The sequence below is a fragment of the Staphylococcus pseudintermedius genome (assembly GCF_001792775.2).
In the GTDB taxonomy this organism is placed as follows: domain Bacteria; phylum Bacillota; class Bacilli; order Staphylococcales; family Staphylococcaceae; genus Staphylococcus; species Staphylococcus pseudintermedius.
Genome location: NZ_MLGE02000001.1, coordinates 285,147 through 305,765 on the forward strand (window position 1 = coordinate 285,147; position 20,619 = coordinate 305,765).

General features: G+C 37.0%; 17 protein-coding genes and 1 pseudogene. 7 read left to right on the forward strand and 11 right to left on the reverse strand.

Translation table 11 applies throughout. From position 1 onward, the window contains the following. Position 1 precedes the first annotated feature (1 nt). The 5 genes from BJK46_RS01395 to BJK46_RS01415 form a co-directional block, all read right to left on the reverse strand. Positions 2-1,270, reverse strand: coding sequence for a sugar ABC transporter permease (locus BJK46_RS01395; protein WP_014612740.1), 1,269 nt, complete (start codon positions 1,268-1,270; stop codon positions 2-4). Between the two features lie 14 nt (positions 1,271-1,284). Continuing rightward, positions 1,285-2,544, reverse strand: coding sequence for an extracellular solute-binding protein (locus tag BJK46_RS01400; protein WP_015729782.1), 1,260 nt, complete (start codon positions 2,542-2,544; stop codon positions 1,285-1,287). Between the two features lie 12 nt (positions 2,545-2,556). Continuing rightward, a complete protein-coding gene (locus BJK46_RS01405; protein WP_103263474.1) occupies positions 2,557-3,654 on the reverse strand; it encodes an ABC transporter ATP-binding protein in 1,098 nt (365 codons plus the stop codon). Positions 3,655-4,086: 432 nt separating this feature from the next. Then, positions 4,087-5,259 carry a cation:proton antiporter gene (locus tag BJK46_RS01410; RefSeq protein WP_100006965.1) on the reverse strand — a complete coding sequence of 391 codons (1,173 nt, stop codon included), beginning with the start codon at positions 5,257-5,259 and terminating at the stop codon, positions 4,087-4,089. A 5-nt stretch (positions 5,260-5,264) separates the two neighbouring features. Then, positions 5,265-5,750: a cation:proton antiporter regulatory subunit gene (locus BJK46_RS01415; RefSeq protein ID WP_103263475.1), complete on the reverse strand. Its 486-nt coding sequence runs from the start codon at positions 5,748-5,750 to the stop codon at positions 5,265-5,267. Between the two features lie 145 nt (positions 5,751-5,895). Here BJK46_RS01415 and BJK46_RS01420 point away from each other — a divergent pair, with 145 nt between their 5' ends. The 3 genes from BJK46_RS01420 (at position 5,896) to BJK46_RS01430 (ending at position 8,661) form a co-directional block, all read left to right on the forward strand. Further along, positions 5,896-6,339, forward strand: coding sequence for a (4Fe-4S)-binding protein (locus tag BJK46_RS01420; RefSeq protein WP_037542073.1), 444 nt, complete (start codon positions 5,896-5,898; stop codon positions 6,337-6,339). A gap of 15 nt (positions 6,340-6,354) precedes the next feature. Then, positions 6,355-7,245 (forward strand): VOC family protein, encoded by an 891-nt coding sequence (locus BJK46_RS01425; RefSeq protein ID WP_014612746.1) that lies wholly within the window; start codon positions 6,355-6,357, stop codon positions 7,243-7,245. 225 nt (positions 7,246-7,470) lie between these two features. Next, positions 7,471-8,661 carry an MFS transporter gene (locus tag BJK46_RS01430; protein ID WP_103263476.1) on the forward strand — a complete coding sequence of 397 codons (1,191 nt, stop codon included), beginning with the start codon at positions 7,471-7,473 and terminating at the stop codon, positions 8,659-8,661. 237 nt (positions 8,662-8,898) lie between these two features. Here BJK46_RS01430 and BJK46_RS12575 read toward each other — a convergent pair. Further along, positions 8,899-9,489 (reverse strand): annotated as a pseudogene (locus tag BJK46_RS12575) (IS3 family transposase); the annotation flags it as partial. A gap of 449 nt (positions 9,490-9,938) precedes the next feature. On the opposite strand from BJK46_RS12575, the gene BJK46_RS12145 reads away from it, so the two are divergent. The 3 genes from BJK46_RS12145 to BJK46_RS12365 all read left to right on the forward strand — a co-directional run bounded on the left by BJK46_RS12145 (position 9,939) and on the right by BJK46_RS12365 (position 11,146). Further along, positions 9,939-10,142 (forward strand): hypothetical protein, encoded by a 204-nt coding sequence (locus BJK46_RS12145; protein WP_178386885.1) that lies wholly within the window; start codon positions 9,939-9,941, stop codon positions 10,140-10,142. Positions 10,143-10,213: 71 nt separating this feature from the next. Further along, positions 10,214-10,849, forward strand: a complete 636-nt coding sequence (locus BJK46_RS01450; protein WP_051144714.1) for a DMT family transporter — start codon at positions 10,214-10,216, stop codon at positions 10,847-10,849. A 93-nt stretch (positions 10,850-10,942) separates the two neighbouring features. Then, the gene (locus tag BJK46_RS12365) at positions 10,943-11,146 is read left to right on the forward strand and encodes an LPXTG cell wall anchor domain-containing protein (protein ID WP_014612750.1); all 204 of its coding nucleotides are present in this window, start codon (positions 10,943-10,945) and stop codon (positions 11,144-11,146) included. A 96-nt stretch (positions 11,147-11,242) separates the two neighbouring features. On the opposite strand, the gene BJK46_RS01455 is transcribed toward BJK46_RS12365, so the two are convergent. From BJK46_RS01455 to spsG, 5 genes are all read right to left on the reverse strand, one after another. Continuing rightward, on the reverse strand, positions 11,243-11,995 hold the full coding sequence (locus tag BJK46_RS01455; RefSeq protein WP_014612751.1) for an amino acid transporter: 753 nt from the start codon (positions 11,993-11,995) through the stop codon (positions 11,243-11,245). Between the two features lies 1 nt (position 11,996). Then, positions 11,997-12,884 (reverse strand): ABC transporter ATP-binding protein, encoded by an 888-nt coding sequence (locus BJK46_RS01460; RefSeq protein WP_014612752.1) that lies wholly within the window; start codon positions 12,882-12,884, stop codon positions 11,997-11,999. Further along, complete coding sequence (locus BJK46_RS12605) at positions 12,868-13,308, reverse strand: Msa family membrane protein (protein ID WP_353746040.1); 441 nt, start codon at positions 13,306-13,308, stop codon at positions 12,868-12,870. Before BJK46_RS12605 ends, BJK46_RS01460 begins: the two co-directional genes overlap by 17 nt. A gap of 17 nt (positions 13,309-13,325) precedes the next feature. Further along, positions 13,326-13,901: a CPBP family intramembrane glutamic endopeptidase gene (locus tag BJK46_RS12610; RefSeq protein ID WP_014612753.1), complete on the reverse strand. Its 576-nt coding sequence runs from the start codon at positions 13,899-13,901 to the stop codon at positions 13,326-13,328. Between the two features lie 873 nt (positions 13,902-14,774). After that, positions 14,775-19,469: an LPXTG-anchored putative endo-alpha-N-acetylgalactosaminidase SpsG gene (gene spsG, locus BJK46_RS01475; RefSeq protein WP_103263484.1), complete on the reverse strand. Its 4,695-nt coding sequence runs from the start codon at positions 19,467-19,469 to the stop codon at positions 14,775-14,777. A gap of 436 nt (positions 19,470-19,905) precedes the next feature. Here spsG and BJK46_RS01480 point away from each other — a divergent pair, with 436 nt between their 5' ends. Next, the gene (locus BJK46_RS01480; RefSeq protein ID WP_014612756.1) at positions 19,906-20,616 is read left to right on the forward strand and encodes a GntR family transcriptional regulator; all 711 of its coding nucleotides are present in this window, start codon (positions 19,906-19,908) and stop codon (positions 20,614-20,616) included. Positions 20,617-20,619: the final 3 nt, after the last annotated feature.

Sequence of the window (20,619 nt, forward strand, 5' to 3'; positions counted from 1 at the left end):
ATTAAATCCCTCCCTCGTCTTTGAATGTGCTTGTACGTCTGAATTGTAAAAATGCGATAATCGCGACGATAAAGCCGATAATGAGTGATACAACGGCACCCATATTAAAGTTGTTGAATTCGAATGTTAAGCTGTAAACCCAAGAAATTAGGATATCTGTACTCCCTGCATTTTGTCCTGGTACAGGCGGTCCCCCTTCGTTAAAGAGGTAAATTAAGTTGAAGTTATTAAAGTTTCCAGCATATTGCATAATGAGTAATGGCGCTGTCGCAAATAAGACGTGCGGTAACGTAATGTGACGGAACTTTTGCCAACTGGACGCCCCATCGATGTCTGCGGCTTCATACCAGTCTGGCGAAATACTTTGTAATACACCTGTGAACAGGGCGAAAACAAATGGGAAGCCGAGCCATGTTTGAATAGCAATCAATGCGACTTTTGACCAAAACGGATCATTCAACCAAGCGGGTGCGACACCTAATAATGGTTGTAAAATAGTATTGTTAATCGCCCCAAATTCATCGTTAAATAATGCTGCGAAGATTAAGATTGTGACGAATGCCGGAACAGCCCACGGTAAAATTAATACTGTACGAATGAAGCGTTTGAACTTCACGAGTGGGTGGTTCACAATAATGGCTAAAAACAGTCCTAATGCAATTTGTAATGTCGTTGCGACGAGGGTCCATACAATCGTCCAAGTGATGACGCTAAAAAATGTATGACGCCAAATGTCGATAGTGAATAAAGTTTTAAAGTTGTCAAAACCGACCCATTCTAATGTATGACGTGGGGGTGCATTGTATAAGTTATAGTTTGTAAATGCGACCGCACCCATGAATAATAATGGGAAGACAACGATAAATACGAGTAAAAACATCCCGGGTGAAATTAATAAATATGGAAATGTTTTGTCCCACGCTGCGATACGACGTGCTTTCGGATCTTTAATTTCTTCACCACGATTAAAGCGTTCAGCTGTACGATACGCGTCGATGATATTCACAATGTAAAGTGTGAGTGCAAATGCAATCAGTAATACGGAAATAATCCCTTGTGCTAATAACACACGTGAATCATCTAATTTAGGAACAGTTCCGAGTGTGAAGAGTCCCCAAAAGCCAATGTTAAAAAACTGATAGAACACAGAAATAAAGCTGATGAAAAAGATGGTGCAACAGATCCCTTTGACAAATTGACGATTATAGCATTGTCCGAGGCCTGGAATGATGGATAGCATTGCCGCTAATTTAGCATTTCGTTGATTCATAGGGGAACTCCTTTCTATTCGTTATCGTTCGGTTGCAAAATTTTGATGTTTTGTTGAATGTCTCGATTCGCATCTTCTAATGCTTGTTTTGGATCTTGACCTTCTGAAATGAACGTACTTGCATTTGCCATTGGCGTCCACACTTGTCTCATTTCAGGAATATTTGGCATCGGTTCAGCATTTTTCGCCTGTTCTTCAAAAGCTTTTAAGTTTGGATTTGACGATTTGACATCGAGACGACCTGTAATTTCATTGCGTTCATCTGTATATTTTTGAAGTGTATCTCGACTTGTTAAGTACAACATCAAATCTTTCGCCCAATATTTAGACTGACTATATTCAGATAAATACCAACCACGTACGCCGAGATAAGGTCTCATCTTCATCCCATTATCAGAAGGCAACGTTGTTACACCGAGGTCGTCACCTAGTGTTTGTTGAAATTCTGTCAGATTCCATGGTCCTGTCACGAACTGACCGACTTGTCCATCTTTAAATAAACCGATCATAATGTTATGATTCGCTGCTTTCGGTAAGTAGCCTTTCTCGTACCATTTTTGTAGTCGTTTACCATTTTTAATGACTTGTGGATCATTAATGCCAGTTTGGTGAACATCATACTGGTCGCCATGTTTCTTAAATACGTAATTATTGCTGTTAAACATAAATGGATAGTTAAAATACGGATCACGGCCATCAAATAAAAAGCCATATTGATGGTCAGCAGGCTTATTAATACGGTCTGCATTCGCTTCGACTTCTTGAATCGTCTTAGGCGCCGTTTTGACATACTTTTTGTTATAGAGTAACGCTGTTGACTCAACGATAGACGGTAAAGCGAGTTGCTTATTATCATAATTGAGTGCACGTAAAGCTTGTTTATTAAAGCCTTTCAATTGTTCATCTGTAAAGTCCAGTTCGGCAGCGAGCCCTTGTAAATAGGCACTCCCTGTATTGTCATGCGCGAGGAAAAAGAGGTCAGGTCCTTTACCAGCTGGCGCATCCAAGGATAAATTTTCTAACTGGTCATTTTGCGCGACATTAACGAGACGAACTGAAATGCCTGTCTTTTTCGTATAGGCCACAGTGATTTTTTTGTAAAAGGCCATTTGTGCATCACCATCGACCCACATTGTGAGTTGTTCCGGTTTTTCTTTCCTATTATCACGATTTAATGCGGATTCTATGTCTTTTTGCGAACGGTTAGGACCACAAGCCGTTAAGACGACAAGCACGGTGATGAGTAAGAGTGCTGCTTTTAACATCTTGTTCATGCGAATCCCCCCTTATACGATGCGATTTCCAGTAGCTGGATTAAAGAAGTGACATTTGTTCATATCAAAAGCGAGTGTGAGTGTTTCGCCTGCTGACACTTTTGTTCGTGCGTCGAGTTTCGCGACGATTTCATGTTGTTCAAATTGTGTGTGCACCATAATTTCAGAACCTAACAATTCTGAGACAATGACTTTAGATTCGAAAGCTGTTTCTGGTGACGCCTGAATAAAAATAGGTTCTTCATGAATGTCTTCAGGACGGATCCCTAATGTGACAGTTTGGTTTTCAAAGCCTTTTTCTTTTAACTTTTCGAATTTTTTGTGTGCTAATTTGAATAATTTTGTACCGATTTGAATGTCTTGAGCAGTGACTGTCACATCAATCATGTTCATGGCAGGTGAGCCGATAAATTGTGCGACAAAAATATTGTCAGGTGTATCATAAATTTCACGCGGCGTACCGATTTGCATAATGTGGCCATCTTTTAATACGACGATACGTGTGGCCATTGTTAAAGCTTCAGTCTGATCATGTGTGACATAAATCGTTGTTGTGTTCAGACGATGATGTAGTTTTAAAATTTCTGTGCGCATTTGAACACGTAATTTGGCATCTAGATTCGATAACGGCTCGTCCATTAAAAACACTTTGGCATCACGCACAATCGCACGACCTAATGCGACACGTTGACGTTGCCCGCCAGAAAGTGCTTTCGGTTTACGGTTCAAATAATCAGTAAGCCCTAAAATCTCTGCGGCTTCTTTGACACGTTTGTCGATTTCAGCTTTGTCGAATTTACGCAGTTTGAGCCCGAATGCCATATTTTCATAAACCGTCATGTGTGGATAAAGTGCATAGTTTTGAAACACCATCGCAATGTCACGGTTTTTAGGTTCGACATCATTCATACGTTGCCCATCAATGTAAAAATCTCCCCCTGTAATGGACTCAAGCCCTGCAATCATACGTAATGTTGTTGATTTACCACAACCAGATGGTCCAACAAAGACGATGAACTCCTTATCGGAAATATCTAGATTGAAATCTTTCACGACTGTGTTGTTGTTATCGTAAACCTTTTTGACATGTGACATTTTTAACTCAGGCATAGCTATACCCCCTGTGAAGATTAAATTTTGTAATCGTTTACAAGTAGTTTATAATCCAGTTCTGCTCCTGTCAATTCAAATTTGAAAACGATTACATTTTGAGGTAAGATGTAGGGAAGATGAAAGAAAAGGCCGCGTGAAGTTTTAATGAAAGAAAGGGGATGAAAGCATGCGTGCCCGTGATGATTAAAAAGCTAGGGCAGAGCGTACTCCTAGTATGATCAGTGGTAATAAGACTATGGAAACTTAATGCAATAAGAAGGGGATTGAGTCTATAAAAATAATTTTTTAGAACCCTTTTGAGCACAAAATTGCCCTCATTGATTCTCAGTCCATAATGGCAACCATGAAAACTTGAACTGTGATCAATGAGGGCAATTTGATTAAAATATTTCATGTCAGGCAATCAAACTTTTAAAGCATATGGCAAATTTATACACTACCTGGAAGAGATGCTTTTTTCTCCTTTTTAAACAGACGTTTTGCAATTTTGGGGGCAAATTGGAAGAGTGTGACACCGATAATAGCAGAGATAAGGATGAACACCCCACTTAATGTTTTAATTTGTGTAGATGCAAAACCGGCGATAATCATTGAAAACTCTCCGCGCTGTGTGAAAGAAAGCCCAGCGCGCATGGCAGGCACATTGTTAAGGCCGAATTGCTTACCCCCCACGTATCCGACAATGATTTTAGAAATGACTGACCAGACGATAAGTACAAGCAATACATTGACCATTGAAATACCTGAAGTCAGTTGAATAGACAATCCAAAATTAATAAAGAAGATAGGCATTAAAAGATCGCGTAAATTTCGGACGCTTTGTTGCAATAGGTTAATTTTACGCGTTTCTGCTACCATAATACCTGCTAAAAAGGCGCCAAATACTTCCGAGAGACCAAGCTGTATTGCAATCCCTGCATACGTTAAACTTAAGCCCACCATAAATAAGATAAAGAAGTCCTCGCTCACGTATTTTTCAACAAAGGCGCCCAGTTTTTTAAAGACGACTTGTCCTAATAATATTGCACCAACAAGTAATAAGACAATTTTTACAAATACAAACGATAAACTTGTGGCAGATAACGCTTCCCCTATAAACAAGCTAGCGATAATCGTTACAAGTAAAGGCGAAACGATATCCTCAAAAACGAGTAGTCCGAGTATAAAGTTGGAATCTTTGGTCGTCATACGATTGTTTTTTTCGAGTAGTTTGACGGTAATCGAAGAACTTGTTGCGTAGACTACGCCACCTAAGAGTAAAGCAATTTCGATAGGTTGTCCCATGATTAACACTAATAAGACTGTAACACCAAATGAAAGTAAAAGATCTAGTAATCCAGCTTTATAAATATTTAATGCAAGATCTTTGAGTTGTTTGATAGGAAACTCCATCCCTAACATAAAGAACATCAAAACGATACCAGTTTCAGCAGCAAATTCTAATATTTCTGAATGACTTACAAAAAAAGCAAGTACAATCCCAATTAGCAAAAAGATGATAATGTCGGGTGCAGAGATGCGATTGGCAAGGAAAGCACTGATGAACAGCAAAAAGATGAGCAGTCCGCTGAGCAAGAGTTCAGACAGGTCAAATAAATGCATTATGACTATCCTTCCGGTCGGCAAACTACTTCAAATTCTGATACGGCTTCATTGTATCCGATAACAAGGAGGATATCGCCTTCGTGAATCAATTCGGTCGATTCTGGTTTAGCAATAATGTCAGAACCTCGACTAATACCTACAATGTTGACTCCGTTTGGGACGCGGTGCTCAGCTTCTTCGATATTGATGCCTTTTAATGGTGAAAGTTGACTTACTTTAATCCAATCTACAAGCATTTGTTTACGTAATAATGAAAAGCGCTCGAAAGCTTGCTTTTCCATTGTATCGTGATTGACATCCATTAATTTTAATGCGATTTCACGTGCTTCAGTTTCATTTAATCCAATGTTCGCGAGTACATCTTCGTCTTCATCAGTGATGTAAATTTCTCGTTTACCATTGTAATGTAAAATGACATGAACGATATCATTATTAGCAGTTGTTAAACTGTATTTTGTTCCTACACCTGGAATGATTTGTCCTTCCATGTTAAGCCTCCTCTATAAAAGGTTGTTTACTTTACTCTTTTGTTGTTTTATGAGTATAATATTTATACTGATATGATTAAATTATAGTCTTTAATCTGTGAATGGTCAAACTTACGAATACAGTCTTGAGATTGGAGTGGGGAACATGGTAAAGCAATATACGGGCGAAAATATCAATGTTTATTTCGAACCTAAACGATGTGTACATGCAACAGAATGTATACGTGGTTTAGGGGAAGTGTTTGATGTGGAGAAGCGTCCTTGGGTTCAACCAGATAATGCGGCTGTGGAAGACGTCATCAAAGTGGTTGAACGATGTCCGAGTGGTGCATTAACATACGAGCTTCCATCAAATCAACAAGAAACACACCCAGAAACAAGAGTGGCTTATGGTGATGATGGTGAAATTTTCATGTATGGAGATTTTACACTGGTTCATAATGGCGAAGTGATGCATTTAAATCGCGCCATCTTAACGAGTGACGCATCGAATACGGACAATCCACCATTTTATAGTAAGAGTTTCAGCGGACAAGGCGACAAGGAACAATTTTACAAACCGATTCAAGATGAACAATTTGAAAAATAAAAGGAGGCAGAGAGTATGGAACCTATTAAACATATCCATCACATCTCAGCAATTGTAGGACATCCAAAAGAAAACAAAGATTTTTATGAAAAAGTGCTTAACTTACGTTTAGTTAAAAAAACAGTAAACTTTGACGATCCGGGTACGTACCATTTGTATTTTGCAAATGATAATGTTGATCCAGGTACGGTTATGACATTTTTCCCATGGGCGAATGCTTATAAAGGTCGAGTTGGTAGCGGTCAAGTGGGGCGTATTGCATTCAGAATCCCTAAAAACTCCAAAGACTACTGGGTTCAACATTTAAACGATAACAATGTTGAAACGACAGAAACAGAACTTTTCCGTCGTCCAACAATCGAGTTTGAAGACATTCATGGTTTGGATCTCGCATTAGTTGAAAGCGACGAAGAAAGTGACACAAACAAAATTCTAGGTTTCCACGGTTCTGTATTATTATCATTACGTCCTGTAGAAACTTTAAAAGAACTTGTGGATGATTTAGGCTTAACAGAACTAGAACATGATGCAGACCACTTCCACTTTGAAACAGCAGGAGATTTGAAGCATCACATCATTATCCCTAAAAAGCCACTTCCAGAAGGTCGTTGGGGTGTTGGTACAGTTCACCATATCGCATGGTCTGTAGATAATGATGAACAACATCTTGCATGGCAAAAATATTTAATGTCACAAGGTTATCACGTGACAGAAGTGAAAGATCGTAACTACTTCAAAGCGATTTACACTAAAGAACGTGGTCACATTATTTTTGAACTTGCGACAATTCCTCCAGGTTTTGATCGTGACGAACCAAAAGATCAATTAGGTCAAAAGATTATGTTGCCACCTCAATATGAAAGTCAAAGAGAGCAATTATTAGCGAACCTTCCTGAATTAGACTAGGTGAAGGCCAGCAGTATATTGAAATGAATATGAAAGCCAATGAAAATCAGCGCATATCAGGATTTTCGTTGGCTTTTTACTATGCGCTTAAAATCATTCACTTTCCAATCGTATAAAAAATAGAATAATAAATTTTACTAAATCAAATTTTAATTTTTACATTTTTGACAAAATTCGAGGGCTGTGGGATAAATAGTATAAGGTTTTAGCGAGGAGAGAAACACCATGAGTATTAAAACTGCGAGCTTGCTCTTATTCAATAGCGTCTCATCTGTAGGTTCGCGCATCTTTAGTTTTGCATGCGCATTTTACATATTACAACACACGGACAGTACAGCCCTTTTTACCCTTTATTTAACAGCGATTGTCATTTCTACACTTGTGACGGAACCATTGTTAGGTCTCTTTGCGGGTCGCTATCATAATAAAATGATGGTCATAATGATACAATTGCTCAATGTGATTTTTCTGTTTGTATTCACCATCGTATTTGATATGTTCTTTAACTACATCATCATTTTAGGCATTATGCTCAATATGACCGATGCCACTATCCGAATGTTCATCGATGCCAACGTCAATCATATTATTAAAGGAGACGTTGAACGGTATACATCATTGACATTAACAACTAATACGGCGATTCATTTCCTAGCTCCAATCATAGGGGGCATGATGATTGCTTTCTTTAATATCGAAACTTTAGCATTACTCAACCTTATTACAGAAGCTCTGGCGGTCCTCTTTGTCTTAAATTTGCCATTAGATAAAGAAGTGAAATTTGAAAATAAGCAGATGAAGAAAAGTTTGCGAGAAGGTTATCGTTATTTAAAACAGCAAAAAGCGTTGAAACATTTCTTCATTATCATGGTAGCCTTGCACTTTTTGGTCGCTGTCTTTTCAATTGGTATGCCGATTGCAGCAGTACAATCCATGCAGTTATCTGCACCGCAATATGGCGTCGTTGTTGCTGGCTTTACAGTTGGAATGGTGGCTGTCTCTGTATGGCTAGGCATGAATTCTGAGAAAGACAATTTGAAGTCGACTTATGAACGTGCCATGTTATTACAATGTGTCACAGTGTTGATTTTAGGCGTCATGGTGGTCTTTCAAATGAATACAGCGGTCGCCATGCTGTTATTGTTCATATTGAACGGCTTGATGGGCTTATCGCAACCATTAGCGATCATACCGACATCGAACTACTTGCAAGAGGCTATTGAGGAAAAGTATCGAGGGTATGTGATGACATTCAAACAGACACTGCTAGACATATCATACCCCATTGCACTGTTGTTTTTTGGCGTCGTGTTGAACCATCATCAAGCTGTCGTTTATTTCATTGTTACGGTCTTAATCATGGTACTCTATATCTATTTTAGTTTCATCATGAGAAAAGGTTTTCGAATAGTTTGAGGAAGACATTGATACATTCGGTTATCATCTTGGAGATGGACAGAATAGATTCTTGCAATCTAGAGAATACGCCATGAATTGGATGTAGTTAATATAAACCATATTTTATTAAACTAGTATTCAATCCATAAAAATGGCAGGTTTTAATTTGGATCTATGTCAAGAAACCGGACACAGAAAAGAGAGAATTCTACCGCGCTTCGCTTGCTGGCCTAGCCCAACATGTACTTTTGAAAATTAAAAAGTACATGTTGGGCTAGGTGATTTTGTTGCGTATTTCTTCTCAAATTCAATGGGGCTCATATCATTTAACGTTGAATGCACGCTTTTAGAATTGTAAAAAGTAAGGAGATACGCCACAATGCTATACATCGCTCCATTCCTGATTTTATAGTTCTGATGATATATCAATTCCTTTTTGATGATACTATGAAAAGATGCTATACATGCCTTGTCGTAACAGTTTTCTATACGACTCATACTGCTCTGAATCCCTTCTTCACGTAGTAAATTTTGATATTCTATTGAGGCATATTGACTTCCTCGGTCTGAGTGGTGGATTAATCCCTCTCTAGGTTCTTGAATTGTATACGCTTTGTTTAAAGCTGATATCACAAGTGCTTTAGTCATACGAGGTGCCATCGCCTAGCCAATGATTCTACGGGAAAACAAATCCATGACAGTTGCTAAATAGAGCCATCCTTCTTTCGTGTATACATACGTGATATCCGCCACCCAAACGCTGCCAGGTTGTGATACTTTAAACTGTTGATTCAATAAATTAGGGTATACAGGAAGGTGATGCTTCGAATGGGTCACATTCGCATAACCGACGACGTCCATGACCATGCCAAGTAACAAAATATATTTTTGATTGTACGACATGGACCACTTAGAAATGATATATGTACAAGAAATGACAATGACCGTGTTTACAATCATCAGTATAGAAAACATTTTAACGCCATCAATGTTTAAATATGCAAGATGGATAGGATTGAAGATCTCTTTCAACCGTATCACAATGTATGAAGACGCGGAAAGTTCCCCCATCATCAATATACTGAAACCGAACGTCATAATAATGAAATGGCGATCTTTCAGTACGGTGTCATAACTTTTTATGATTCTGATTGGATGCAATAACAGATGAAAAAGGTGACAAAATTTTCAACTACAAAGTAACGAGCACGTTTGAAAACCAAAATGTTTCCACAGATTTAGCGCTATTTGAGAGTGATATGTAGCAGCTACAGCAGTTTGAGTTAAAAACGGGTATGACTGACATTTCCTTTTTAGAACCAGGTCTCTATTTGTCTGTGATTCATCTTGAGGACGACGAAATCATACTTTACGTGCACTATGATTCGGGGATGCTGTGCTCAAATACAGGTACAGATTCGGGTGTAGCGGTTAAATTGAATGTCACTCAACATGCTTTTCAGTCATTTATTGATGAATTGACTGGGATTGTTAAGTGAAGTTAGAAATTGAACATTATCAAAGCGAAGTTACCTCTTGAAATTGATTAAAGAAATATAGGAGTGGGACGATGAACGCTGTGATGTATATTTTTTGTATACTGATTTGGGGTCTTAATTTTATAGCGGTTAAAATACAAGGGGAAAGTATCAGCTTAGAAGTGGCACTCCTTTATCGCTCTATAATTGCGTTAGTATTGTTTAGTGTGTTGTTATGGGGGTTACGTCAACGTGTTGCATTAAACAATGTGAATTGGTTAACAGTGGTAGGTTTCGGCCTTTGCAATTTTACTGTGAGTTATTTGTTGCTCTATTACGGGACGTTTTATAGTACAGCAGCCATTGTGACGCTCATTTTTTTAATGGAATCTATTTTGACACCAGTTCTCATTAGCATTGTATTTAAAAAGTCTATCGCCCCTAAAATTTATATCGGAGGTTTGTTAGGGATTCTCAGCGTCATGGTGATTTTGTCTCCCGATTTGAACCATTTGTCCAGCGAGTTCATTATGGGCATTGTGATGGCAACCTTTGGAACAACTATCACTTTTGTAGGGGATGTCTTGTCGTTGTTCAATAGTAACAGAGGGATGCATCCGGTTCTTGCAAATGCGTTTGGTATGGTGGGAGCTGTTCTATTCTTACTGTTTTATAAGTTAATCCAAGGCCGACATTATACTGTTCATACAGACGTGAATTTTGGATAGGTCTCCTTTATTTATCAGTTTTAGCTTCTTTTCTTGCGTGGCTGTTTTATTTTGAAATTAATTCAAAATATCGGCGCCTCGGAGAGTAGTTACATGGTGCCGATGTTTCCGGCTATTGGGAGAATCGCAAGTGTATTATTAGGTGAATCTCAATTGAGTGTCAGTTTAGTTTTAGGCATTGTTTTAGCTTGTTTCGGTGCTTATTTGGCATTTAAGAAAAATATGGCACTAGACTCATATAAATGTATTGCATATACACCTAAAAATTTAGAGGAGACATCTTCAAATTTTAGTTGATGATTAAATATTAGTTTAGATGTGTCAATATAAAGTAGCTTTTTCAGCCACTTTATATTGATAGATAGTATTTTTTTACAATTATTTGTTTTCAATTCAATATTCCAGATTATTAAAAATTCGCAAACTCAAAATGTAAAACAAAAGTGAGTAAAAGGAAGTTATAAGAATTGAAAAAAATAGTTTAATAAAAAAATCGTTTAAATCAACAACGTTGTTATAGCTGTTTGGAAAAATATACTGCATCCCCTTGATTAATGGAGCGATAGAGATAATCATAAACAGGAGGATGACACCTAAAATGGTAAATCCAGATGAAAATCTCATAGATAACAATATAGCAAAAAAAATAGCGATAAAAGAAATTTCAAAAAGTCCAATTATATTTAGTAAATCATTATAAATTATAGTTTTATCTGAGGGTAGAAAACTCCCTGACGCGTAATTAAAATTTTTGATAAAACTGAAATATAGAATTTCAGATGAAATAAATAATAAGATTAAATATAAACCATAGAATGAAAGCAAAGTATGCAATTTTGCGTTCAATAAACGAGATCTCTTGATATCTTTATAAATAATGAGTTTACCAGTATTGTGTTCCTCATAAAAAAGCTTACTAACAAAGTAAGACATCATTATTAGTGGTATTGCAAATTGTGATTGTGCAATTACTATACCATAATAAAAATCTAATCCAGATAGACCATTGTCAATACCACCAATTTGCATGAAATTAGTTGGAAGGAATAAAGTGATTAGGTAAAGAAAAGGATATAAAGAAAGTGCAAGGAAAATTTTAGATGAAGTAAGTGATAGCATATTGTTAAATATACTTTTTTGTAACATATTATTCCTCATTTCTTTCAAAGTAATCGAATGCACTATATAATCCTTGTTTTGGTGTATCAATATGAACAAGATTATAGTGTGAAAGTACAAATTTTAATAATGCATTGTAATGACGAGCGTCATTTGGAATGTATATAACATTTTTTTCTATTTTACTAATTATAGGGAACTCTCTTTTGAATAAAAGTATGTGCTCATTTTCAATTTCTTTATCAACTATAATCTTGAGGAATTGAAATTCATCCAATTGAATTTCATGCAACTGGCCTTCTTTCAAAAAAACAAATCGATCACAAACAGCTTCTAGTTCATTGAGTTGGTGACTAGATATTAAAAGAGAGGTGTTTTTAATTTTCACCCATTTCTTAAGTGATAATATTAAGCTTTGGACACCGTTAGGATCCAATCCAACAAAAGGTTCATCCATTATTGCTAATTTTGGTTCAATAATAAGACACATTGCTAAAGATAATCTCTGTTTCATTCCAAACGAGAAATGTTTAATTTTTTTATTACTTACACTTAACAGTCCAACCATATCAAGTACTTGATTGATATTTTTTATATACTCTGTTTTATTATTAACATTCAAGAAGTAGCGTAAGTTTTTTTCTGCAGATAAGTGGTCATAATAAACGGTGTCAATCATAATTCCAACATTATCGAGAATATTAGATTCATTAAAGATATTAATATTGTTGATATATACTGTGCCAGAAGTGGGTTTTTTTGATTTTGCAATTATTTTCATAAGTGTTGTTTTACCAGCACCATTCTTACCTAATAAACCAACTATCTCCCCTTTTGCAACGGTTAAATTAATATCATTTAATATTATTTTATCACTATTTTTGTATGTTTTATAAATATTATTTAGTTTTAGCATGATGATTAACTCTCCTCTTAAAAAATATCATAATTAGAAAAGTTAAAGTAAAATAGAAAAGAATTATAAAAACAATTTGAGTAAATGATAATAGATTGGTATTCATTTCAACATAAAAACCGTTGCTTTGATGTGTATATGTAGAGGCAAGCTTTAAAAATTTTGGATTGTTCTGTATAGATTTAGCGGAAATTATGTAATAAATCAAGTTAAAGAAGCTCATAAAAAAAATACTTGCTATGTTATAAACTTTGTTACTAAGGCATAAAAGTGTAAAGTTAAGTAATACAGGAATAAGAATAATTCCAAAAATCATTGTAATAATTCCTAAGTTTACGTTGATGACAGACATTACAATAGATAACAAAATATTCGATATGAGAGAAAGTAAAAGAACTTTTCGTTTTGAAAACAATAAAAACAACCCCGATAAAAAGATATTTAAGAAAATTTATAGACTAATACATTGTATAACCAATGAACTATAACAGCATCTTGTAGTCTATATTTATTTGTTAGGTAGTACAAAATGATGCTGAAAGGAAATTTTGTTAGTAAATTAATAAATAAATTGCCGTTTAGATGCAGTATCAAAGCAAATAATAAAGATCCTATTAAAATAGATTCTTTATTATTGAATGACCTCATTAATAAAATGAATATTAAATGACGGAATAAAAATTCTTCTCCCAAAGCAACAACAGCATATTCTACTGTGGCGTCTAATTTAACTAGATATAAAGATATTAAAGATGTGATTGTAAAAAGTACGCCTAACCTTTTAAATTCGAAAACGTCCTGAAATAAAGAAACTAAACTGGTATTAAGTATTAATTTCATAAAAATTGTTGGTATTATTACAAAAGATATTATGAAATTTATAGAAAACATATATAAATAAAAGTGTAAAAAGCTATTGTCATTTAAAAGAGACATTAGCATAATCCCAATATTAAAGAAAAAACTAGTGACTATGATGATTGCACACGATAGCAATATACATTCAAACTTTTTCATTGTATACCTCAAAATTTATTTCAGTAAAAACTAAGGTAAGAATAAAAACCACCACACCTTAATTTTTACTGAAATTAAATAGTTGAAAGATCTCTAGAAATACCAATGTTTGCCTCTTCTGCCAAATTTGAAGATCCAAATGTTGATTTCATTAAATGAGAACAAATGCTTGAGAAAATTCATATTTTTCACCTCCTTATAGCTATAAAATAATAAAAAGCATCAATAATGTCAACAACAATATTAAAAAACAAACATAATTCAATTGTTAATGTAGTTGTGGGAGATGTGGTCTCTGAATGAGAGGTTAAAAACTTTACAAAATTAATTTTATGTATATATTGTCTGATTACCTAAGTAAGTAAATATAGAATCAAAATTTTAGAAAAACTATTTAGTTTATGAGTTGAACACATATTCTTACATTAGATTTTTATAAGTACTCTACAAATATCTAACAAAGAATTATGATTGATATGCTCCCTCCAAAGTGGACATTGAAAAAATGAAAGCTTTGGAGGGAGTTTTTATGTCTTTTATTAAAAAACTTAATGTTAATCAATATCTTCATATTTTTGAAGCTTATGAAAAAGGATATTCATTTCAATATATTATCAACGCTTTAAACATTGATATTAATCCACAAACCCTTTCTTATAAGTATAGGTATTACAAAGCGCATGGCATTGACGTACTTTTACCGAATACTAAAAGAAATTGTTACTCTAAAAAATTAAAACTCAATATCATTAACGAATACTTACATTCTGATTTGTCTTCATATGATTTAGCAATCAAATATGGTATTCGCAGCGCAACTCAAGTCAAAAATTGGATAACAATGTGTACTGAGGGTAATGTCCCAGCCTATTCCTATTTTTCTTTACGTTGGCGTCTGAATCCGAATGCTGTTAAGACTGCGCCAACTATCATCGCCATTAAAGGTCCACGTGTATTTGGAGTCGTATCCCCAGTTTTAGGTAATTCGGCAAACTGTTCATCTGGTAATGGTGGTGCTGTGACATTGTCAACTTGTATGGGTGCGTGTTGCGTTGAAGCACTGTCCATACCATGTTGCATAGGTCCTGCTGTTTGACGCACAGGTGCCGCCACTTGATTTGTAGCTGCTAGTGTTGCTGCCATGGAATCCACCGCATGAGACTGCATCATATCGGTAGCGATGCCAGTTAAAGGAACATTGTTCATCGTTTGTGGCATCTCATCAGCCTTATTTGTCATAGCTTGTGTTGTATTCGTTGGTGTTGTAGTGACAGGGTTTGACGTGCCTTCATCTACTATCGTTGCTTCAGGCAGTGTAACAGTTGGTGCATCTGTTCTGTTTGTCGTCATTTCGCCTTTGACTGCTGTATCATCTGTCGTTGCACTGACATTGACATCAGTTGTCTCACTATGATCGGCTGATGTACCGTTTGAATTGACGTTACGCTCATCTGTTTCATTCATTGGTGCGCTATCACCGCTTTCTTGTGTGGCATCAGGCTTCGGTGCGTCAATTTCACGGATAGAAAGGTTGTCTAGAATGAAATCTTTCGTCCCTTCGAAGTTGATTTGATTGCCATTTTTCACGCCTCGTGGATCATTGGGTGTTTTCGTTGAGTAAATACCGATCCAAGTTTGACCATTTTCATCACCCGTCACTTTAAATGTCACCCGTTTCGCTTTGCCACCATCGACTGTATTTTTCAATGGTGTCTTTTCAAAGTTACGATTTTTAGAAATGTCCCCACTACCTGTCGCAAATGCATACGTATCATCAGAACCTGCTTCATAATCAAATGACACTTCATACGTTTTTCCTGGTTCGAAGTAGAAGTTTTGCGGAATCGTTTGGATGACCATTTTATCTTTACCTGTTTGACCGTTTACTTTAAGTGACCATTTGCCATCAATGACATCATCGACACGTTTATTATTCCATCCGCGTTGTGTATACGGTGCGTGCTTTTCAGATAAGTGAACGCGATTATCTTCAACGCCTTCAACTTCTGACACGACGAACGGGAATAACCCTTGTGGTACATTTTCGAAGTCTTGGTTGAATGTGCCGTTTTGAAGGAGATTCGCGTTATTTTCTAACACACGAATATCATCGAAATAAGTGGCACCTTCACCTGGGTCGCGTTGAATCGTCAAGTCTGCTTTACCATCTTCTGGCGCAACGAAGTACACGTACATGTTTTGGAAGTAACTACCGCCATTTTTAAACGTCGCAGCATTGTTACTATGTGCATCTGCTTTCACATAGTTTTTCGCGATCGATTGACCTGTTTCGTTACTTGCGAGCGTTTCACCGTTATGTGTCACTGCAATATGCGCCGCTGCATCACTGCGGTTATCGACGCCAACATAGACAGCGTAACGTTGTCCTGGCACTAAACCTGTCAATTGTTGCGTTAATTGCGTTGTTTTTGTTGGACTATCGATTTTTAGCATTTCATTTGATGTTGTCGACTTGTCGATGCTCACTTTATCTTGATTGCCTTCGATTGTCCAAGGTGTCAGTTGTTGTGAGTTGAAGCCGGCATCTTTCACGTGCATGTCTTCGCTCCAGTTCACATCTGTGTTGTCTGGTTGTGCGACTTTATAAACGACATACGGTGTGTCTGCTTTAATATTATCGAGTGTCACTTGATGGTCTTTCACTGCCACTGTACGTGGTGACTTACGGCCCGTTTCAGATAATTCGTATAGCACGACTTGGTCTGTATCCCATGATTCAGGCAGTTTCCAAGTCGTTGAACCGCCTTTTTTATTCCAGTGATATAATTTTTCGTTATCGCCAGTTAATGGTTGGCCGTTCGCATCCCAATTCCATGGTAAAAGGTATGAATCGCCATCGAGTACTGTGCGACCATTCAATTCGATTGTACGTGAGCGGTAGTTGTCAATGTCGTTTTCATAGTCGTTAGATTTACGTTTAACAGTGACTTGATCACCGCCTTCATTTTGTAAATCGACTTGCATTTCTGGTGTCCAGTCAATCGTTTGACCATTGGCAGTCATTTTAACAGGCTCACCATCGACAATACGCATCACTTTATAATGTTGTAAAAACTTTGTTGGTACATCAACATTGAAAATATTTTTAATGTAAGCAGAGTAATCGTTACGACCTTGCCAACCTTCAAAATCTTTCATGTCATAACCGCCGAGCAATGGGAAGTCAGCTGCACCTGAGTATTTTGGATAGTTACCGACCCATGAATCTTTTTGATGGTTGCGTAAGAAGCGTGCTACCTCTGAGTTAATCCCTTTATTTTGGTACGATCCATACGTTAAGTCGGCTGCCCAATGTTGGAACGTGGAGTCATATTCCATACCGTGACCCCATTCGACACCGACGCGCCATCCTAAGTCGTTGATTTCTTTGGCTAATTGATGTGATGGCCAGGCTGTATTGTCGCCGGATTGTCCATTCCCCCATACATCGACATAAATAAAGTCGAGGTCATCACCGACAATTTGTTTGAGTGCTTCGAAGCGTTCTTTACGCCCGTGTATTAAATCGTAATCTGCATCGATGTTAAAGCCTTGATCGAGCCAGTTCCAGCCATACATATAGTTTCCATTCGCATCTTTACGTAAGAGGGCAGGGTTGAATGCTTGAGACTCTGGATATGTTTCAGATGCATTCACATGAAGACCGAAACGTGCGCCATAATCTGCCCCTTTTTGAAGTAACGTTTTAAAGTCTTTCACGCCACCTATACGTTGACCAATATTCGCGTAATCTAAATGACCAGAGTCGTGGCCTTCACTGTTATAACCTTTTAATAAAATGGATTGCCCTAAACCATCTGTATTGAGATAGAATTTTTTCACACCATCTAACGTCTTTAAAAATGGGTTTTGCGCTTGAGAACCAAAGTTCATCGCGATACGGTACCCAACAAGGTCAGGTACTTCTTCGGCACCATATGGATTGTTCATAATGCTACGATAAGCAATTGCACCGTCTTGCCAGTTAATTTCACCATCTTGATTTTCATCTTCCGCAATTGCGACTTTGACATGTGGGAGTAGTCCTTGATTTTTCGCATCTGGATGTGCAGCGTCTTTTTGGATAAACCATGGCATTGAGCCTAAACCGACAGCGACCCCGTTATCTGTTTGTGTAGACTGTGCGTAGACACGTAAGAAGTCTTGTTCACCAATGCCGACGCCAATTTGTGCGTTACTCCACAATCCTGCACTGTAATCATCATTTGACACGAAACCGTACATCATAAAGTCGTTGAAGTCGTTTTTGAAATTTTCATCGATATGATATGATTTATCGCCGCTTTTCATTGTATTTGTAGACAGTTTCGATGTTTGCAGTTTGGCATTTTTCTGTTGATTGTTTACAGATACGAGCGATTGGCTTACAAAGCTAAAGTTGCGAATGACGTTTTGTGGCTCTGTGTTGTTGTTCGTGTAATCTGTCATTTGTAAATCAACGGTCTTACCTTCAACTGATAAACGGAATTTAAAATTGGCATCAATCGAACGTGAATCATTTTGTGCTGTTAAGTCATATTCAGCCGTATGATCATCAATTTTGTTGTATTTGACTGTTGGTGTAATGACTTCACCATTGACGATGATTTGACGTGCATCCGTCAGTTGTGCATCGACTTTTTTACCATTTTTCAATGTGTAATATTTAACGGCTGGAAAACTTTTATCGATCGTTGCTGTCATTTCTTTTGACTTCAATGTATCGACGGCATCATCTTGTTGTGTCGTTGCTGCACGTGTCATTTTTTTGTTCGGATCAGCAGTCTTAGCATTGTCACGTGGTGGTGTCGCAACGGTTGCTTTGTCAGCTGTGTTCGTATTTTTAGGTTGATCTTCTGCAGGGATTAACGGCTGTACGTTGCTGTCGACACTGGTTGTTGTGACATCTGTCATTGCTTCGTCTGCTTGTTGTGTGTAAGGTGTCGGTGCCGTTGATGGCGTTGTTTGTTGTTGTTTTGTTGAAGCGGTATCTACATTTTTAGGGTGTGCTTCAGTTGATGCGTTTTGTTGTGGCGTTGTATCTTCAACTGTTGATTGTTGTTGCGTTTCTTGAGGTGCTTTTGACTGAGGCGGTTGTTGCGCTTGTGGTGTAGGGTCTGCAGTCGATGGTGTCTGAGCATCTTCTTTTTTGGCTACAGTCGCAGCTTCTGGCTGTGTTGTGTCGTCATTAGCTTTTGGCGCGTCTGTCACAGGAGTATCGGTTGTGGAATCTGCTGTTTGCGTTTTATTTGTATCTACTGTGTCTTTCGATGCTGTTTGGCCCGTTTGAGGTTGCGCTGCTGCTTGCGGTAATGCTGTTGAATCTGATTGTGGTGTTGTCTCTTTAGTCGCCGTTGTAGCATTCGTGTCTGCATTAGGTTGAACGACGTCGGTTGGCGAAGTGCGAGAAGAAATTGTTGCTGCTTGATTTGTCTCTGTCTTTGCAGGTGTATTGTTTTCAGCTGCAGTTGCGTCATGTGTGATAAATAATGTCATGCCTAATAATACTGATGAAGTCCCGATTGCATATTTCCGGATACCATAGTGTTGTTTTTGTTGATTAAACATTTGTCTATGCACTCCTCATAAGATTAATTGAATAGAATATATAATTTTTATACTTCTTTGTAAACCCTTACAAATCCGGTTTTATCGTACTTTTGGCAGATTGTAGAGTCGAAAATAATACCACTTTTTTATCGCTATGCAGCGCTTTTGGAATTGCAAGAAATGTACACAGCGACATTGTTTGTTACGATTGTTCAATAGTGCGCAAACTAAAAAAATTTATAGTGGTTATAACCAGAAAAACGATAGAAAAAATTTTTTTGAGCAATGATTTTGAAAGGGTTTTCTAAAAGTGCAACAATAATGTTGTAAGTTGCCATGGGCAATGTTGTAAACGTTTTATTTAAAAGGCGAAAATTAAAATTAAAGTCTTTACAAAAATAGTAAGAGTCTTTATAATTCAAGGTGGTTATAACCAGTAGGGGTGAATCATATCATGTCTGAAAAATTACCATTGTACTATCAAGTGTACAAGGGCATTCATAGTCGTATTAAGGCTGGTGAGTATAAAGAAGGCGATAAAATACCATCAGAACGCAAGCTGTGTGAGCAGTTTGGCGTGAGTCGAATTACTGTGCGTGAAGCTTTAGATCGCTTAGAAAAAGATCATGTCATTAAACGCGAACACGGCAAAGGATCCTTTGTACTCGGTAGTCAATATACACAGTTTTTGAACGAGCTTTATAGTTTTAAAGATGAGATAGAAAAAAATGGTGATGAGGCGAGTACAAAAATGTTAAGCATTAAACTCATCCCATCTACCACGTTTTTGCAAGAAAAAATGAATTTGAAACCCTATCAATATGTTTATGAATTAAAGCGCTTACGACTTTCGAATGATGTCCCACTCATATACGAGGTGAGTTATTTGCCGATGCGTTTTTGTGAAGGGCTCGAGCAATTTGATTTTAATCGTGTCTCTCTTTATGAAACGCTCAATTATCATTACGGTTTGCAGATAACGAATGCTTGTGAGAATTTGACGGCAAGTAAGTTGAGTAAAGAACATGCGAAATTGTTGAATGGTGTAGTCGATGATAGTTGCATGTTTATTGAACGCTTTAGTTATGTAGATGAAGATTTGATTGAGTTTACACAAAGCATTGCAAGTGGACATAAATATAAATACACCGTGCAATTGATGTAACCA